Below are 16,724 nucleotides of genomic sequence, written 5' to 3'. Positions count from 1 at the left end.
CCATCGCCTCGCTCGTAGAAACCGCAAAACTCAACGGCGTCGACCCGTACGCCTACCTCACCGACGTCATCACCCGCATCGTCGCCGGCCATCCGCAAAGCCAACTCGACGACCTGCTGCCCTGGGCCTACGCCCCCGCACCACTCAAGGCCGTGGCCTGAGAACAGCGGTTACCTCCATCCAGCGGCTCAGGCGAATTCGCCTTGTCCTCCGCGTGGCTTGCCGGCCTTGGGAGCGCGTCATCTGAATGTGCGATGCTGAGGTCAATGGCGGCGTCGTGGTCGCGGCAGTCGTCGCCGGCTCCAGGGCAGCGGTGTTTTTGCCGAACTGCGCCTCCAGGTCTCGCCAGGTCGATTCCGGCCAACGGTCGGCACCGATGATCCAGGCGGCGGCGGGCATAGACACGGCAGTCGAGGCTTCGTTGCGTTCGCGAAGCTTCTGCCATTCCAGACGGGCCACTCGGGTGTGATTGGGGAACTCTACTTCTTAGCAGGGTTCGCATTCCATATATCCCGATGCAGTCGCCATTCGCCGTCGGCGCCCTTCTTCCAAACGACAATGTATTTGCCGATTTCCTCACTGGTCTTGCCGTCACTGCCGGGAATCTTGATTGAGTAGGTACCCTCCTCATACGCGAGATTGCCACTCTCCTCGACCTGCGCCGCTTTCAGGGTCAGATCGGTCAATCCTGCATCGATCCAGCCCTGCCACATCTTCTGAACGCTTTCGCGGCCGGCGATCCGGTCTTCGTTGGGAGGAAACGCTACCGCGTCTTCGGTATAGTGTTGAGCTAGGCCTTTCGCATTCTTAGCGGCAAACTTCGCAACAAAGTCCGCATTGTTCGCCTCTATGCTTGATTGGGCAGTCTGGGCACAGGCAGATTCGCCACCGCAGATAACGAGTGCGACGAAACAAAAAGTGGCTAGAAAGTAGCGCATCGAAGTCCTCCCTTTGACCTTTGAAAGCCGGCCAGCGAAGACCATGTGCAGATGAAGACAACGAGGGCGAGTATCGCCGGGTGTTGCCGGACATCGGCGCCCAATGAATGTCTTTACAGACGGGGCGTAGCAGCAGGCCGCTTGCAGGGCCAATATGCGCTCGCGCTAATACAATGACAATCCCAGCCAGGCTCTTCCGACGACATGCCTGAGCCAAACGATCCTCGATCAGGTCTTTATCTCCTATCTCCTGTCGCTGCAGATGAACGCGTTGGGCGCCTCCACGGCCGATACCGGACGGTTGATGATGATATACTTTCTAATGGTGATCCTGTCGGGTTCACTGTACGGGCGACTGCCTGCCGGCAAGATTTCGGCGGTGGGCATCACCGTCGCCGGGGCATTGCTTGGCGGAGTGACCCTGCTCGCAGCGGCGGCAGTTACTAACGGCTGGACTATGATTGTTGCCGCAATCGGCACCGGCCTTGGCTACGGCCTGGTGAGTGGGCCAAAGACGGCCACAGTAATGGAACTTGCGGAAGGAAGGCTGACCCATATCGGTTCGGAAAGAGTCCTTGGCACCGTCAGGGTCATGGACCGAATTGGCAGCGTTGTGGGCCTTATCGCCATCGCCGCCGTCGCTGGAAGTTTTGGCTATTCCGCTGGAATGGGCTTCATCGCCATTTTGGTGCTGGCCGGGGTCGGCGCGTATTTCATCTATTACGTGGCAAGCCACAGCTTGTCGATCATTGGAAGGAGGAAAGCATGAAATACGCAAACCGTGTGTTGGCCGGCGCCGTCCTGGCTTCTTGCCTCGTTCTTCCGCCTCGGGCCGAGGCGGCGGAGAAGACCCTTGTGATGATAACGTGGCTGGGCTGCGAGGATGTCTGCAAGGGCCTCAAGGACTCGCTTGAAGAAAAGAAAATTGATGTCAGCTTCGTCGTCGACGATGCGGCACAGGACAAGAGCAAACTGCCCGGCTTTGTCAAGGACGCACGCGACCGCAAGGCTGACGTGGTGGTCACCTGGGGCACCAAGACTACTCTAGGCATGGTCGGCACGTTGAAAGACCAGCAGAACAGCGACCTTCTCAATGACATCCCCGTGGTGTTCACCGTGGTGGCCGATCCGATCGGTGCGGGTATCATCGAAAGCTACGAAAAGACCGGCCGCCCCAATGTGACCGGTACCCGAAACCGGGTTCCCGAAAGCGTCAACATCAAGAGCATCAAGCGCTACATGCCGAGCTTCGATCATCTGGGTCTCCTGTTCGACCGCAGCGAGCCCAATTCGGTGAAAAAGATGGAGGAACTAAAGGCGTTATCGGAAAAGATGAAGTTCAAGTTCGACGCCTTGCCGCTGCCAGCACTTGCCGACGGCACCCCGGATCCAGCCAAGCTTGCCGAGGTTACCGCCCAACTAAAGGCGGCCGGCGTCCAGTTCGTCTACCTGGGCTCAAGCACCTTCCTTGAGAAGAACGCCGATGTCTTCACCGGTGCTGCCGTGGCCAATGGCTTGCCCGTGCTCAGCCCTTATGAACATCTGGTCAGCGAATCCCAGGCGCTGATGTCGGTGGCCGCTCGCGACTACGACGTTGGCAAGCTTGCCGGTGAACAGGTGGCCAAAATCCTGACGGAGGGTGCCAAGCCCGGCGACATGCCGGTCGTTGCCATGGAGAAGTTCGCCTATCTGGTAAACATGAACGTTGCCAAGGAACTCAACTTGTTTCCACCTGTCGAGTTCCTGCAATTCGTCGAAAAGGTGGAGTAACTCGGAGGCGAAAGCGACTACCGATGGCGCCTAATAGAGCGCCGACCAAGGTCAATACTGTGTCGGCTATGGTGAAGGTTTTCCAACGCGGGCCGATGTCGATCGCAGCCCGAGCCCCCGCGCCGCGGCCTGCATCGAAAAACCTTCACCAATGCGGACCTTTCGCTCTCGGACCATGAAAGATCCGACCGGCGCAGCTCTACCGTCCAGGCGCTGCTCCGACCGTGACGCAATCGACGACAGCTCGTGAGCGGATCTGAAATGCCGCAGGCTGCACGCTGGCGGACAGGCCAGCAATTTCATTCACGAGCTTCTTCCTAATTGCCTTTGCAAACTCGGCTGTGTTGTCGACCCTGACGATGAAAGCGTCGGAACCGCCGATGACGCAGCTTTCATAATACAGCTCGACATAGCGCGGGCCAAAGCTGTCGAGTGTGTCGGTTGCGTGCAGCGAGATCGCCAGTCCGTTGATGGTCACGCCAGCGGCAATGGGTGCGTCGCGCACGGGTTGAAGCGGCAGACCGGCATTGTTGGGTCCGTCTCCAGAGACATCGATTACCCGGCGGTCGCTTGCAGGCCCTTCGGCCATTAGCTTGCCTGCGGCCAGGAGCGCGGCTTGGGCGGCGATCTCCGACGAGGAGTTCGACGCCTTCGAGAGCTACAGTCGCGCGTCCGACTATGCCGAGACGGCCGCGACCTGGATTGGCATGGCCCGTGATGCTGGCTTCAGAACTGCGAACGAACTCATGACGGTGCCGAACAATTGGCGCGCGTTTACCGTTTCCGTCACTAGTCTTTCGACAAACTGCTCCGGCTGGATACAGTCGGCATTGCAACACTGAAAGGCGAGTTCCGTTCCTAGAAAGTCCGGAATTGGCGCAACGTGCTCGTTCTGACTATTGAGCCGAACGGCAACTTCCCACCCCGGCCGGACCTTCCCGAGCCTCATCAGGTAATCTGATGTCTGAACGCACCCACCGACCACGTGCGCCAATTCGAGACCTTTCTGACAATCGCCGACAATGTCGCGCTTCGGACCCAAAGCTGCTTTTCGGCCAATGGGACTCCGGGCGCCTTCCATCGCCGCGAAATCACGCCGTTCCAAATGGAGCGGTCTTGCGCTTGAGTCTGTGCTATGTCGGATAGCAAAGGAGGGCAAGGTGAGCGAGATCCGCAAACTTGCGGCGATCCTGGCCGCCGATGTTGTCGGATACAGCCGGCTGGCTGGGTCGGACGAAGATCGGACGCTCGCGCGACTCCGGGCGCTCCGCAGCGACCTCATTGATCCTACCATCGCGGTGCACACCGGACGCGTGGTGAAACGCACTGGCGACGGAACCCTGGTAGAATTCCGTAGCGTTGTCGATGCCGTGCGCTGCGCCATCGAAGTGCAAAATGGCATGGTGGAGCGAAACGCGGGCGTGCCACTCGAGCGCCGCATTGAGTTCCGCGTCGGCATTCATGTGGGCGATGTGGTTGAAGAGAGCGATGGTGATTTGATGGGCGACGGCGTCAACATCGCCGCGCGACTAGAGGGCATTTGCGGTGCCGGCGGGATTTGCTTGTCTGAAGATGCTTACCGGCAGGTGCGCGACAAGATCAAGGAAGAGTTCGTCGATCTGGGGGAGCAAAATCTCAAGAACATAGTTAGGCCGATGCGAGCCTACTCTTTAAGAAGTGGTCACGACTCCACAAGGGCAGACGGAAGCACCACTGACGCGCCCTTTCCAGGACCCAGCTTGCCGGACAAGCCGTCGATTGCTGTCCTACCCTTTCAGAATATGAGCGGAGACCCCGAGCAGGAATATTTCGCGGATGGGATAGCCGAGGACCTGATCACGGAACTGTCGAGGGTCAAATGGTTCTTCGTTATCGCCCGCAATTCCAGCTTCACCTATAAGGGCAGAACCGTCGATGCGAAGCAAGCGGGCCGAGAGCTCGGCGTGCGCTACCTGCTCGAGGGTTCGGTGCGCAAGGTCGGCGACCGCGTTCGCATTACCGGCCAGCTCATCGAAGCCGAGACGGGCCGTCACGTCTGGGCGGATCGCTTCGATGGGTGGTTGGAGGACCTGTTCGAGCTACAGGACCGCATCACTGAGGCAATCGTAGGAGCCGTCGAGCCGACTCTGAAGCTGGCTGAACTGGAGCGCATGCGCGAGAAGCCGACCGAGAGCCTGGCAGCTTATGACCTCTGTTTGCGCGCACTACCGAACATCAATTCGGTTATCACCACCCGAAAGTTCAACGATGACGCGCTGGGCCTCTTTTATAGAGCGATCGCGCTCGACCCTCATTACTCGTTGGCGAAGGCACTCGCCGCCTATGCTTATGTGCTGCGAAAGTCCCAACATTGGTCGACGAATGAGGAGGATTCAGAGGGTATCAGGCTAGCTTTCGAGGCGCTGGACGAACATGGCGATCATCCTACCACACTGGCTTGTGCCGGCCATGCGCTAGCGTACCTCGGCAAGCGGTACGACGCTTCGATCAGGGCCATGGATCGCGCCAGCGCCTTGGGAGGAAGCTCCTGGCGCGTGCTGACGTCAAACGGTTGGGTTCGCAATTACATTTGCGACGCCGAAGCTGCGTTGCCTTCCTTTGAGCGCGGTATGCGGCTCAGCCCAGTCGATCCTGAAATCGGCTTTAGCCTGTCGGGCGTCGCAACCTCCCATCTCATCGCCGAACGCTACGCCGATGCCCTCACGGTCGGAAATCAAGCGATCGATGCCTCGCCCACTTGGATGACGTGCTATCGCGTTGTCGCCTTTGCCCTTGTGGAATTGGGCAGGATCGAGGAAGCAAGAGCGATAGGCAGAAAAATGCTCGCGCTTTCACCGCGCTTTTCGGTTGCCCTCTATCGCAGCACCGGCACGTTCAACGACGCAAAGTTTTTTGACCGCTACTGCGGTGCGCTGCTGAAGGCCGGGGTGCCAGCTGACGCGTAAGGGTTTGCGCTCCTGACGAGCCGTTCGAAACAGCGTCTCGGATTTGGGTCAAGAGTTCACGTGCGGGGAAGCCGGCTTGCGCACAATCTCAGGCGTTCGAGTTCGTTGCCGCGAAAGCTGCATCGGGTCATGGCCGTGAATTCCAGGGCGAACGAGCTTAGGGTCCGACCGTTGCCGTTCGTCTCGTCGATGGGAACCAGCAAGTAGCGCCAGGAGCAGTCCTTGGCGCAGTCAGTGCCACGCGGCTCCGCAAGGACGAGCAGCAGATGGTCACGAAGTGGCCGGTATCAGAGGGAACCCCGATCAGATAATGTGGAGCAGCGCGGATGATTTCGGGAAGGGCAACGAATGACAATCAGTGAACACGACGCCTTCACGGAAATGGCGCTTTTCGTCCGCTCGTTCCAGTTCACGAAGATGCTTCAGATAGCCGCTGATATCGACCTCGCTGACAGGATTGCCGAAAGACCAAAGCTCGTGGCCGAATTAGCAGGGGAGTGCGGTGTCAACGCCGCGATGCTCCTACGGCTTTGCCGCGCCCTGAGTGCATACGGAGTGTTTGCTCTGGATGCGGCCGGGATCCTCAGTCAGACGTCTCGTTCGGCATGGTTACGACGAAACTCCAAGCCGACTCTCTACTACACCGTTCGTTATTGGGGCATGCCAAGCACATGGGCAGCATGGGGCAACCTCGACCATACGATCCGAACTGGGGAGCCTGCATTTGAGGCCGAGTTGGGTATGCCGATGTTCGAGTACTTGAGAGCGCATCCAAATGAAAGTCGCGTCTTTGACCTCTTTATGGAACACAGCCCCGACGACCGACATCGAGCTGTAGTCGAAACCTATCGCAGGATCACCGCAGGTCCGATGCTGCGCCTTGATGCGCATCAAAGTCTGCATACTTTGCCAGTTCGTCAGGGCACATCGTCATCGCCGACCCTGCCGCCTTCCTCCTCTCAATCCGAGATACTGYGAGATTGGTCAGCGTCGAAGCGAAGCCTGACGCCGGCGCCGCCCCAGCGTCTTCGCAAATAAATTCCGCACCCAATCTCTCCAAAGCCTGCCGCAGGGCGAGCACCCCGGCGTCGCGTAAACTGCGGCCTGACCTTTCGAAAGACAGGATAGCCTGTGCCGTGACGCCGGACGCGGTGGCCAAGAGAGGACGGTCGACCTGGACGAGAATGCGCGCAGCGCGGCACTGTTGCTGAGAAATCATCAAGTTGCCTGTTTCCACAGAGGCCCCTCGCGCGTCACCTACATCGTCATTTCCTGTTCGAGAGCGCGCTCTTTCGCCGGTTCCGGAATTTCGGTCATGGTTGCTTCGGTCAAGAGCAGAACACTGGCGACCGAAACGGCGTTTTCAAGCGCGATGCGCACCACCTTGGTCGGGTCGATGATGCCGGCCTCGACGAGGTCGACGTATTCTTTGCGTCCGGCATCGAATCCGAAATTGCCGGTGCCTTCAATCATCTTGGCAATGACAACTCCGCCGTCGACTGCGGAATTCTCGGCGATCTGCCGAACCGGTGCTTCGAGTGCCCGCTTGACAATCTGCACGCCGGTCCGCTCGTCGCCTTCGCAATGTTGTTCCTCGTCAGCCACGGTCGTGATGCAGCGCAATAGGGCAAGACCACCGCCTGGCACGATGCCTTCAGCGACCGCAGCCTTGGTGGCGCTGATGGCGTCGTCGAGCGCTTCCTTTTTCGACTTCATTTCGGCCTCGGTCGGCGCGCCGACCTTGATGACGGCGACACCGCCTGCGAGCTTGGCCAGCCGCTCCTGCAGCTTTTCGCGATCATAATCGCTCGTCGTATTGTCGATCTCGCGCCGGATCTGTTCTACACGGCCCTTGATTGCCTTCAGGCCTCCGCTGCCGCCGATGATCGTCGTGTTGTCCTTGTCGACGACCACGCGCTTGGCCCGTCCCAACTGCTCCATGGTAACATTTTCCAGTTTGAGGCCGAGGTCCTCGGAGATAACCTGTCCGCCGGTCAAGATTGCGATGTCCTGCAGCATGGCCTTGCGACGGTCGCCGAAGCCGGGCGCCTTGACGCCACAGTTCTTGAACGTGCCCCGGATCTGGTTGACGATAAGCGTCGCAAGCGCCTCGCCTTCGACTTCCTCGGCAAACACCAGCAATGGCGAACCGGACTTCGACACGGCCTCCAGCAGCTTGATAAGATCGTTCAGCGAAGCGATCTTCTTGTCCACGAGCAGCACCAGCGTGTCTTCGAGGACCGCTTCCATCTTCTCGGGATCGGTGACGAAATATGGTGACAGGAATCCACGATCGAACTGCATGCCTTCGACAACGTCCAGAACGGTTTCAGTGGTCTTCGACTCTTCGACCGTGATGACGCCTTCGCCGCCGACCTTCTCCATTGCCTCGCCGACCAACTGGCCGATGAGAGGATCGTTGTGCGCGGAGATCGTTGCCACCTGCTCCTTCTCGCGACGGGTCGAGACCGGTCGAGATATCTGCTTGAGTGTTTCGATCGCGCGTTTTGTTGCACGATCGAGACCCTTCTTGATGTCGATCGCGCTGGCGCCGGCAACGACGTTGCGCACGCCATCGGCGAACATCGCATGAGCCAGAATGGTGGATGTGCTGGTGCCGTCACCAACCATATCCCCGGTTTTCTCGGCCGCTTGCCTGAGCATTCTCGCGCCAAGATTTTCTTCGGGATCCTTCAGGTCGAATTCCTTGGCGATGGTGACTCCGTCGTTGCAAACTATGGGAGCGCCCCATTTCTTTTCGATCAAAACCGACTTTGAGCGCGGTCCGAGCGTCACGCGCACGGCGTCGGCAAGTTGGGTCGCGCCACGAAGAATTTTTTCGCGCGCGGCTGAACGGAACAGTATCTGTTTGTGAGCCATGACCGCCTCCGAACCTGTTAGCCAGTTTCAACTAAACAGGCATCCTGTCGGTCGGCCTTGATACGCATCAATCGCGAACCCGGGCCATGTTGATGAGGATGACTGGATTCACTCGTGACCCGCTCGATGCCCTTGATCATGTAAGCAGCAACCGTGGCTAGTAGTAATTCAGCCTGTTTGAACGCGTCACAATGGTGAGTCTGGTGTCGGGCACGGTTTCGACAGCCTTTGTCGTCTCGATAGTGACCAAATTCCGCAGCACAGCGAAATGACTCGATGTGCCATGAGCGGAATTGATCCGCATCAATTACAGGGGCCAAGTTTCCGGTGAGAATTACTATGACCGCAATATCCTTGAGTTTGCCGGCGACCATCTGCAGCCATGACGTGCGCTCTTGGAATAAGAGATGCAAGGATCCGCGTGTGATCGAACCGTGCAATCGCGTTGTTCAAGTCAGGCGCTTCGGCGGTCCCGAGGAACTCGAGGTGATCGACGCTCCCATGCCAACTGCTGGTCCGGGTGAAGTGCGGGTCCGCGTGCTCGCCTCGGGCCTAGAATACACCGACACGCTGATCCGGCGGCATCTCTACCCGCAGACTGCGTCCCGCCGCCCACCGTTTGTAATGGGGTACGATGTTATCGGGGAAATCGATCAGGTCGGCGATGGCGTGACCGGATTTCAGCTTGGCGACCGTGTGGCCGACATGACGGTGCTCGGATCGAATGCTGCCTATCGCACGCTCCAAGCGAACCGCTTGACTGCGGTGCCGGCTGGCGTCGACGCGGCGGAGGCCGCAACGCTGATCCTGAGTTGGATGACCGCATACCAACTCCTGCACCGCGCTGCGCAGGTGCACCGAGGGCAGCGCGTACTGGTGCACGGAGCCGCGGGTGCAGTCGGTCAGGCGCTGCTCGTATTGGGCAGCATGGCCGGGCTTCAGCTATGGGGCGGTGCCCACGGGACGCACGCCGCGCTGATCCGCGCGTTTGGGGCCACGCCGATCGACTACCAGCGCGAAGACTTCGCGCGTGTCCTGCCAGGCGGGTTCGACGTCGTCTTTGACGGCATCGGGGAGGAAGGCTATCGCCGCTCGTTCGCGGCGCTCAAGCCTGGCGGTTTGCTATGCGCCTATCCGCAGACTGAGGATGCGCTGCATCGACCTGGTTGCGGTTGGCCAACGCTGAATGGATCGCTCCGATCAGCATCTCGTCGTCGAACGGCTTTTCGATGAAATCGGCAGCGCCCTCCTTCATTGCCTGAACGGCGAGCGCCACATCAGCATGGCCCGTCATGACAATAACCGGGATTCTATGTCCGCCTGCTCTGAGCTGCCGCAGGAACTCGATGCCATCTATACACTGATCGAAGAGAGCAGCATCAACCGCTTCATGTCGTATTGATGATAGGCGAAGCTGACCAGCAATCCGTCCCGCCAGATGGCGGTGCCTATTGGTCGATCGAGACCAATGACCTCCTGCGACGCCTTGAGACGTCTGCCTCGGGGCTTGCAGCTTCCGAGGCGGCATCGAGGCTCGCAAAATTCGGCCGAAACACACCGGCGTCGAAGTCAAGCGCGTCGGCTCTGATCGTGTTTGCCCGCCAGTTCCGTAGCCCGCTGGTGCTGATCCTTATTTTCGCGGCCAGCGTATCGGCTTTCGTGGGAGAGGGCCAGGAGGCTGCGATCATCGGTGCGATCGTGCTGGCAAGCTGCGTCCGCCCTGCAGACCGGATTGAAGAACCCGCTGGACGAAGCGATCGCCGATGCACCGGGCGGGGGCGCTTCATTGGCCGCTTTCACCAAGGTCGACGAGATCCCCTATGATTTCATTCGCAAGCGCCTGTCCGTTGTTGTGCGGACCAAGGATGCCGAAGATCTTCTGATCACCAAGGGCGCCGTACTAAATGTCCTCGAAACGTGCGGCCTCGTCAGCACGGTGAAAGGGCTGGAACCCCTCGATGTGAAGCAACGTGCGGCGATCGACGAAAAATTCCGGCGCTGGAGCGCGGACGGCTACCGCGTTCTGGGCCTGGCAATCCGTCGATTTGAGAGCCGGAAAACGTTCAACAGGAAAGACGAAATCGATCTCGTCTTCGCAGGCTTCCTGCTTTTCCTCGACCCGCCAAAGGAAGGCGTCAAGGAGACGCTTGCCGAGCTCGCCCAACGCGGCATCGCGGTAAAAGTCATTTCGGGCGACAACCGTTACGTTGCCGCACATCTTGCCCAAGCGGTCGGCTTGCACGCCAGCAGGATCATGACCGGCGAGGAGCTTTCGAAATTGACCAAGAGCGCGCTCTTTGCAGGCGTGCAGCACACCGACCTTTTCGTCGAGATCGATCCCAACCAGAAGGAGCGCATCGTTCAGGCCTTGCGGAGCAGAGGCCATGTCGTTGGCTATCTTGGCGACGGCATCAATGATGCGCCCGCCCTTCATGAGGCAGACATAGGCATCTCGTCGACACAGCTGTCGATGTCGCGCGCGAAGCTGCCGACATCATCCTTCTCAAGCAAGATCTGGGCGTTCTCGTGCGCGGCGTCGACGACGGCCGCAAGACATTCGCCAAACCAGGCGGTCTGGAACGCGGCTTCCGTGACATGCGCGAAGAACAGGAGGAACGCGAAGGTCGCGAAGTCGAACAGCGAACTGACCAAGCCAAAGCTGATCATGAACCGCCGCACAAAACGGATGTCCCAGTGGCGAGGCTGGCGAAGCTGGTCGGCATCGACGTTGTCGCTTGCGATGGCGAGCGAAGGAACGTCAGAAAGGAAATTGTTGAGCAGGATCTGCTTTGCCAGAAGCGGCAGGAAAGGCAGGAACAGCGAGGCGACAACCGCCGCGCCTATCCCACGACCAAGCTGACAACTGGCTGTCAGCCGAGGTCGAGCTGCGAGGGCGCCGCGAAGCTCAGGCAGGCGTCGTGCAGCCAGGCTACGCCGACCGGATCACCCTTCTTGAAATCGGTCACACCTGGCCCGAGCGCGGCCACCACGCCTGCCACTTCATGGCCGGGGATGAAGGGCGGCACAGGCTTGACCGGCCAGTCACCGGAGGCGGCATGCAGGTCCGTATGGCACACACCGCAACCATGAGGCCGAAAGTGCGGCCAGGAAGCTTTGAAGTCGGCTTTGCAAGTTCTGCGAAACATGCCGCTCGAGGATCGTCGCGAGATCCTGRCAAAGATGATCCCTGATGGCAGGCGTATCCAATTCAGAAGGCACTGCCCGGTGATGCGGCCAGCATATTCCACCTCGTCGACAAGGTCCGGACTTGAGGGCATGGTGTCGAAACGACGAGACAGCAAATACCGCAGTGGTCCGACCACAAACTGGCTGAAGGCCAAGAGCTATGCGGTCGGCGAGTTCGATCTCCTCGGCGTCGAGCGAGAGCCAGGCAAGCCGGCATTTGCTCTCATGGCCGAGCGAGGCACAGGGCGCTATGTCGGCTCGGCTTTCATCACCTTGAACCGGGATATGCGCGAGCGACTGTGGAAGCGTGTCCAAGACAACGCTGGCACGGCGCCGAAGGGCATGACGCGTCCGGCAACGCAATGGGTCAAGCCAGGGCTGGTCGGCCGCGTGAAGCACTTGCGCGGCGAGGAAGATTTGCGCCACGCTTCGCTAAAGGATTTCCGCGAGGAATGAACGGAGACGACTAACCGTCGGCCGCTGGCGTTAAATCCAAATAGCGCGGGTCTCGCAGGTTTAGGTACCCGGGATCGAAGTCTGCCGCGTCGCTTAAGCCGTCCCAGTTCGTAATGACTATCCGCCCTTCTTTGTGCTCTAAAAGGCGGTCAACGCGCAGCTTCTTCAAAATGCGATTTACGTGAACAACGCTCGCCCCGATAGTCTCGCCGAGCTGAACTTGAGTTAGTGGTAAGGGATAAGAATTGTCGCTTACCAGCCCCATGACCTCCATGCGCGCGTAAAGCTCACAGGCGAGGTGGGCTAACCTGCCGAACGCATCATGCCCTCCCAACACCTTGACCCAGGCGCGCGCGACCGCTGCATCTACTAGACTTTCCCGCCAAAATAGATTTGCCAGGCGAGGTGACTTACGGAGAACCTCGAGAATGTCGCGGTGTGCAATCAGGGCAACCTTGCTTCTACCGATCGACGCGAGAGTGTGGTCCATGGTTCTAAGATCGGCCCTGGAGATCAGGTATATCGCCGGGGACATGGATTGAGAGCGTTTGCAGATTGCCGCTGCTCAAAATGCTATACCGTCGCAGGAGCCCCTCAACCACCAAGCAACACTGGCTTGGCTCATTACCTTCCAGCGCAATCTGCTGACCGGGCGCCAACTCCTTGCCTACAAGCGTCATAGCTTCGACGCTCTCGCGTTCATCCGATGAAAGTCGACCCAGGCTTTCGAGCTTTCGGATTAGCGGCGTTGTCAAACTGGACATCGCTCACCTTTAGCACTTTGTCATCATCAGACAACCGATCCGTGCCGCCGAAGATTCATCCCAGTTAATCTTTTCGCATGCTTGACGGAACGCTATGACGCCCCGGACGCTGAGTTCCGTTACTAGGAACTCGCGCATGGGCGGACAATGAGCACGCGTGGCATCAACTTCCGGGACAAATGGATTTCCAACAACGTGACCGAGACAAGGCGCCGACATCATCTCAGTCGCAGAATTGACCCAGAAGACGCTGCATAACGCTCCGTGGAGATGTCGCTGTTCGAACCTTCTGCCGAAAGGCTGTGGCCATTACGGTGAAACAACTTGGCGGCCTGGACGTGCTCGTTAACAACGCTGCCTTCCAGATTCATTAATACGACTTTGCGGACCTGACCGAGGACCATTTCGACACGACAGTGAAGACCAACCTCTACGGTTACTTCCATATGGCTCAGGAAGCCGTAGCCCACATGAAGCCGGGCTCTGCAATCGTCAACACCGGGTCGACGACAGGCATAGACGGGTCGAAAGAACTGGTTGACTACTCGATGACCAAGGGCGGTATCTATGCCTTCACCCGTATTCAGCTTCTCCACTTTGCCACAAAAGCAGCGCCCCTGTTCGAGACGGGCGCGCTCGCGAGGAGCACAACGCAACTTACACCGAGGTCACGATCCTAACAGTTATGGGCCGAGGGCAGACTCCCGGCAACGGTTCTTCGAACCAGGCCGGGAGCCTGTCGCATCAAACTCGATTTACGCGCCGGTTGGCGTTGCTCGCTCTGTCACGCTCCGCCTCGATGTCAGTATAGGGGTCGGCATCGGCATCGAATCGGGTCCAGCCATCGGCTTCATAGGCGCCACGACGTTCTTGCAGATCGACCGAGTTGGTCTGTCCAAGGATGCGTTCGGCTTCGTCCGCCAGCTCATCGCTAACCTTGGCCGTCACCAGCGTGCCACCGCGGCGAACACCTTCGGCATAGACATGCGCATCCTTTTCCGGCACGCCGGAATCGGTCAGGGCGCCGACGATGCCGCCGGCCGCACCACCGACGACCGCGCCGCCCACAGCGCCGACCGCGGTGGCGGCCAGCCAGCCTGCTGCCACAACAGGGCCGACACCCGGGATGGCCATGAGGCCGAGCCCGGTCAAGAGCCCGCCGGCGCCACCGATAACGGCGCCAACGCCGGCGCCGCCGGCTGCATCATCCGCTGCCTTGGAGGTGTCACCGTCGTCGTACCAATCGTTCGAGTTGTTGGCGACGATGCTGATATCGGCATGCGGAACGCCGCTGGCCTCCAGCTCGCCCACGGCATCGGAAGCGTCATCGTAATTGTCGAAAAGGCCGGTTACGGTTTTCATGGTCTTGATCTCCTCGATCTGGTTTCAGTCCGTTTAGTTGGTGCCGGCAACGACGTTGCCCTGGTAGTCGAGCGCGACGGTCGTGGTCTTGCCGTCCTTGGTTGCCTGGCCGCGCCAGATGCCCTTGTCGTCCTTCGTCAGTGCGGACACGTCGGAGAAGCCGGCATCCTGGATGCGGTCCTTGGCCTGGTCCTCGGTGAAGGAGTTGGCGCCGGGAACGGGAGCAGCCGGGTTGGCGGTGTCGGTCGTGGTTACCGCAGGCGTGGTCCAGCTGGTGGCAGGCGCGGCTTCACCCGTCGCTGCGTCGCCCGTGGCGGCGATCTTCTCGATCATCTCCTGATGCATCTTGAGCGTCGGCAAGGTCTCCGAGGCGAAGGTCTTCAACTGCGCATTGTCGCCGTCCTTGGCATAACTCTCGAACAGCGTGACCGCTTCCGAATGCGCATCGCGCTGCAACTGCACATAGGGCTTGTCGACGGAGTCCTTCGCGCTCTGCAGCGCGTCGAGATCGGCCTTGTGCTTGGCGTCCAATTCCTTGGGCACCGTCAGCTTCTGCTCGCCGGCGATGGTCTCAAGCTTGGCGTTGGCCGCGCCATGATCGTCGATCATCTTCTGCGCGAAATCCTTGACGGCCTGGTCCTGCGCCTTGCCCTCGGCGATCTTGCTGGAATCGACTTCGAACATGCCGCCGACGGCGGCCTTGTCGACAAAATCCTGCGCGCTGTCGGCAGCGAAAGCGGGCAGGGCGAAAGTCATGGCTGTGGCCGTGGCCAGCGAAGCCAGTAGATGGCGGGTTTTCCATGGGGAGGTCCTTTCCTGCACACATGTGCTGAGACCCAACCTGCGCTCGCCGGCTTTGTTCCCGAAGGTCGACAAAATCGGTTGATGATGGAGATGCGGCGCCTCGTCGGCGATAAGCTCATAGAGCTTTGCGCGCCAGGCTTGAATCTCCAGCCGCACACTGCCGGCGGCGTGTAATTGCGTTGCTGCCTCGCTTAATGATCGGCGAGGGTGACCCGATCGACCTAGCCGAGCCTGTCGGTCACGCCACGCAACTCATTTCTTCACCGGCCTGGCGCCTGAGCAGCTGCTCCCCGTCGGCAATTTGGCCTATTTGGTACTGATTGTGGGGGCCCGATTGCAACAACGCAATTGCACCGCGTTGGCCATCGATGACCAGATCGAGAAGCGCGTTTGCCGCATCTTTTGCCGAGGACTTTGGATCGAATTGCAGCAGAAGATCGCCGCCTTCGGGAAACAGGCAAAGGATTTTTGCGACGTTTGTCAGCCCCCCTGAGCCGCTGAAGCCTCGTTCGTCGACTTGGATCGCCGCCCACGCGCCTTGTTCTTTCATCAACTGCCGCACTCGTTCCGGCCTTGCCGCGTGGACCGACAATCTGCGAACGATACAACATTCCTCGATTGCCGAGATCAGGCGACCGAAGCCGATCAACAAGAGAGGCCGTCCACGGCCGCGCGCGCAATCGTGCTCGTCTTGCCACCAGCCAGGCCGATCCAATACCGGATGGTCCGTGGCGCCACGCCTGGCGAGATCTGCAATCACGGAGGCGAGCGCGGTTGGACGTGGTGCCCCGGAGCGGATGTCGAAGGCGCCACTTTCGTAGTAGCCCGCCTGGTTTGAAAGCATTGAGTTCCAGTCGACGGCACCGAAGAGTGACCATGCCGTGACAGCACGGACGTCGACCCCGCTCGCCTTTGCGATCTGCGCGGCCTGCCATCCCTCGACCAACCAGCGGAGCTGTTCATCGCGTGTCGAACCATTGTGGATTTCCGTCACCGCGATCGGCAGGTGGTAGCGGCTCCAGACCTCATCTATCCTTTGCTTGAGGCCGGTATCGCGCTGGCCGACAGGGCGAACGGCCGCGGTATCGACATAGGCATCAATGCCGTTGCCCCCGATCTGTTCGTGCGGGAATCGATCGATTTGTTCGTCAAGCATCCGGTCGCTGGTGAGGTAATAGTCAATTCCGATGATGTCCGGCGTACAGGGCTCGCGCTGCAGCTCTGAGAGATGTGCTTCCGAAATTCCTGCATCCAACAGACGGCCGTAGAAAGGATGCTCGGCATCGACGCGCCCCGCCAACAGATCCAGCGCCAGCCAGCGGCGTTCGTTTTCATGGTCGGCCTGGTAGAAGAGGCGCTCAGAGGCAAAGATCCGGCCGACATCCTCGGTCTGCACAAGGCGGGCCAGCGGGGTATGTTCGCGGATCGCTTTCATCGCCTGGGCCGTCGCCCGGCATTGAGCCACTGCCAGCTGCAAGCACGTAGTCTCGCTCGTCCCGTGCGGGTGCCAAAGTCCGTATAGTCCGCTGATCCTGGCGGTCGTGAGCGGCTCGTTGATTGGCGTGAAGGCTTCGACCCACGGGTATCGTCGCGCAACCAAACCCGCATAGTGCGCAAAC

Annotated in this window: 16 protein-coding genes and 4 pseudogenes; 10 read left to right on the top strand and 10 right to left on the bottom strand. The window is 59.7% G+C overall.

Going from position 1 to position 16,724, the window contains the following annotated elements; translation table 11 throughout:
* Positions 1–161: transposase domain-containing protein (locus tag AC1D0I_RS30975; RefSeq protein ID WP_477399886.1), on the top strand; the 161-nt coding region annotated here is incomplete at its 5' end.
* A gap of 318 nt (positions 162–479) precedes the next feature.
* Here the strand turns inward: AC1D0I_RS30975 and AC1D0I_RS30970 are convergent.
* The gene (locus tag AC1D0I_RS30970; RefSeq protein ID WP_477399880.1) at positions 480–938 is read right to left on the bottom strand and encodes a YybH family protein; all 459 of its coding nucleotides are present in this window, start codon (positions 936–938) and stop codon (positions 480–482) included.
* Between the two features lie 271 nt (positions 939–1,209).
* Between AC1D0I_RS30970 and AC1D0I_RS30965 the strand changes: the two genes are divergently transcribed.
* Together AC1D0I_RS30965 and AC1D0I_RS30960 are read left to right on the top strand one after the other, a co-directional pair.
* On the top strand, positions 1,210–1,707 hold the full coding sequence (locus AC1D0I_RS30965; RefSeq protein WP_477399878.1) for an MFS transporter: 498 nt from the start codon (positions 1,210–1,212) through the stop codon (positions 1,705–1,707).
* Positions 1,704–2,708 carry an ABC transporter substrate-binding protein gene (locus AC1D0I_RS30960; protein ID WP_477399876.1) on the top strand — a complete coding sequence of 335 codons (1,005 nt, stop codon included), beginning with the start codon at positions 1,704–1,706 and terminating at the stop codon, positions 2,706–2,708. The genes AC1D0I_RS30965 and AC1D0I_RS30960 overlap by 4 nt, the downstream gene beginning before the upstream one ends.
* A gap of 199 nt (positions 2,709–2,907) precedes the next feature.
* Here AC1D0I_RS30960 and AC1D0I_RS30955 read toward each other — a convergent pair whose 3' ends face one another.
* The gene (locus AC1D0I_RS30955; RefSeq protein WP_477399884.1) at positions 2,908–3,336 is read right to left on the bottom strand and encodes a DUF1194 domain-containing protein; all 429 of its coding nucleotides are present in this window, start codon (positions 3,334–3,336) and stop codon (positions 2,908–2,910) included.
* Positions 3,337–3,868: 532 nt separating this feature from the next.
* Between AC1D0I_RS30955 and AC1D0I_RS30950 the strand changes: the two genes are divergently transcribed.
* On the top strand, positions 3,869–5,653 hold the full coding sequence (locus AC1D0I_RS30950) for an adenylate/guanylate cyclase domain-containing protein (protein WP_477399874.1): 1,785 nt from the start codon (positions 3,869–3,871) through the stop codon (positions 5,651–5,653).
* 348 nt (positions 5,654–6,001) lie between these two features.
* The gene (locus tag AC1D0I_RS30945) at positions 6,002–6,691 is read left to right on the top strand and encodes a methyltransferase family protein (RefSeq protein WP_477399872.1); all 690 of its coding nucleotides are present in this window, start codon (positions 6,002–6,004) and stop codon (positions 6,689–6,691) included.
* Between the two features lie 219 nt (positions 6,692–6,910).
* Here the strand turns inward: AC1D0I_RS30945 and groL are convergent, their stop codons facing one another.
* Positions 6,911–8,533: a chaperonin GroEL gene (gene groL / locus AC1D0I_RS30940; RefSeq protein ID WP_477399870.1), complete on the bottom strand. Its 1,623-nt coding sequence runs from the start codon at positions 8,531–8,533 to the stop codon at positions 6,911–6,913.
* 339 nt (positions 8,534–8,872) lie between these two features.
* Between groL and AC1D0I_RS30935 the strand changes: the two genes are divergently transcribed.
* Positions 8,873–9,766 carry an alcohol dehydrogenase catalytic domain-containing protein gene (locus AC1D0I_RS30935; RefSeq protein ID WP_477399869.1) on the top strand — a complete coding sequence of 298 codons (894 nt, stop codon included), beginning with the start codon at positions 8,873–8,875 and terminating at the stop codon, positions 9,764–9,766.
* On the opposite strand, the pseudogene AC1D0I_RS30930 reads toward AC1D0I_RS30935, so the two are convergent.
* Positions 9,666–9,890 (bottom strand): annotated as a pseudogene (locus AC1D0I_RS30930) (response regulator); the annotation flags it as partial. The gene AC1D0I_RS30935 and the pseudogene AC1D0I_RS30930 sit on opposite strands and share 101 nt — an antisense overlap.
* Positions 9,891–9,934: 44 nt before the next feature.
* On the opposite strand from AC1D0I_RS30930, the gene AC1D0I_RS30925 reads away from it, so the two are divergent.
* Positions 9,935–10,357, top strand: coding sequence for a cation-transporting P-type ATPase (locus AC1D0I_RS30925; protein ID WP_477399867.1), 423 nt, complete (start codon positions 9,935–9,937; stop codon positions 10,355–10,357).
* Between the two features lie 28 nt (positions 10,358–10,385).
* Positions 10,386–10,916, top strand: a pseudogene (locus AC1D0I_RS30920) (HAD family hydrolase); the annotation flags it as partial.
* 47 nt (positions 10,917–10,963) lie between these two features.
* Here the strand turns inward: AC1D0I_RS30920 and AC1D0I_RS30915 are convergent.
* On the bottom strand, positions 10,964–11,314 hold the full coding sequence (locus AC1D0I_RS30915) for a cation transporting ATPase C-terminal domain-containing protein (RefSeq protein WP_477399882.1): 351 nt from the start codon (positions 11,312–11,314) through the stop codon (positions 10,964–10,966).
* Between the two features lie 125 nt (positions 11,315–11,439).
* Positions 11,440–11,616, bottom strand: a pseudogene (locus AC1D0I_RS30910) (alcohol dehydrogenase catalytic domain-containing protein); the annotation flags it as partial.
* Positions 11,617–11,809: 193 nt separating this feature from the next.
* Here AC1D0I_RS30910 and AC1D0I_RS30905 point away from each other — a divergent pair.
* Entirely contained in the window at positions 11,810–12,175 is a 366-nt protein-coding gene (locus tag AC1D0I_RS30905) for a hypothetical protein (RefSeq protein ID WP_477399865.1), read from the top strand.
* Between the two features lie 10 nt (positions 12,176–12,185).
* Here AC1D0I_RS30905 and AC1D0I_RS30900 read toward each other — a convergent pair whose 3' ends face one another.
* A complete protein-coding gene (locus AC1D0I_RS30900) occupies positions 12,186–12,665 on the bottom strand; it encodes a Crp/Fnr family transcriptional regulator (protein WP_477399864.1) in 480 nt (159 codons plus the stop codon).
* A 519-nt stretch (positions 12,666–13,184) separates the two neighbouring features.
* Between AC1D0I_RS30900 and AC1D0I_RS30895 the strand changes: the two are divergent.
* Positions 13,185–13,520 (top strand): annotated as a pseudogene (locus tag AC1D0I_RS30895) (SDR family NAD(P)-dependent oxidoreductase); the annotation flags it as partial.
* A 163-nt stretch (positions 13,521–13,683) separates the two neighbouring features.
* On the opposite strand, the gene AC1D0I_RS30890 reads toward AC1D0I_RS30895, so the two are convergent.
* The 3 genes from AC1D0I_RS30890 to AC1D0I_RS30880 all read right to left on the bottom strand — a co-directional run.
* Positions 13,684–14,301 (bottom strand): hypothetical protein, encoded by a 618-nt coding sequence (locus AC1D0I_RS30890; RefSeq protein ID WP_477399862.1) that lies wholly within the window; start codon positions 14,299–14,301, stop codon positions 13,684–13,686.
* A 33-nt stretch (positions 14,302–14,334) separates the two neighbouring features.
* A complete protein-coding gene (locus AC1D0I_RS30885) occupies positions 14,335–15,057 on the bottom strand; it encodes a DUF4142 domain-containing protein (protein ID WP_477399860.1) in 723 nt (240 codons plus the stop codon).
* A 286-nt stretch (positions 15,058–15,343) separates the two neighbouring features.
* Positions 15,344–16,724, bottom strand: a 1,381-nt coding sequence (locus AC1D0I_RS30880; protein WP_477399858.1) for a family 1 glycosylhydrolase, incomplete at its 5' end; no start/stop codon positions are given.

The sequence above is a fragment of the Mesorhizobium sp. P2_D1 genome, assembly GCF_056404455.1.
This window is presented reverse-complemented; position numbering and strand designations above follow the sequence as displayed.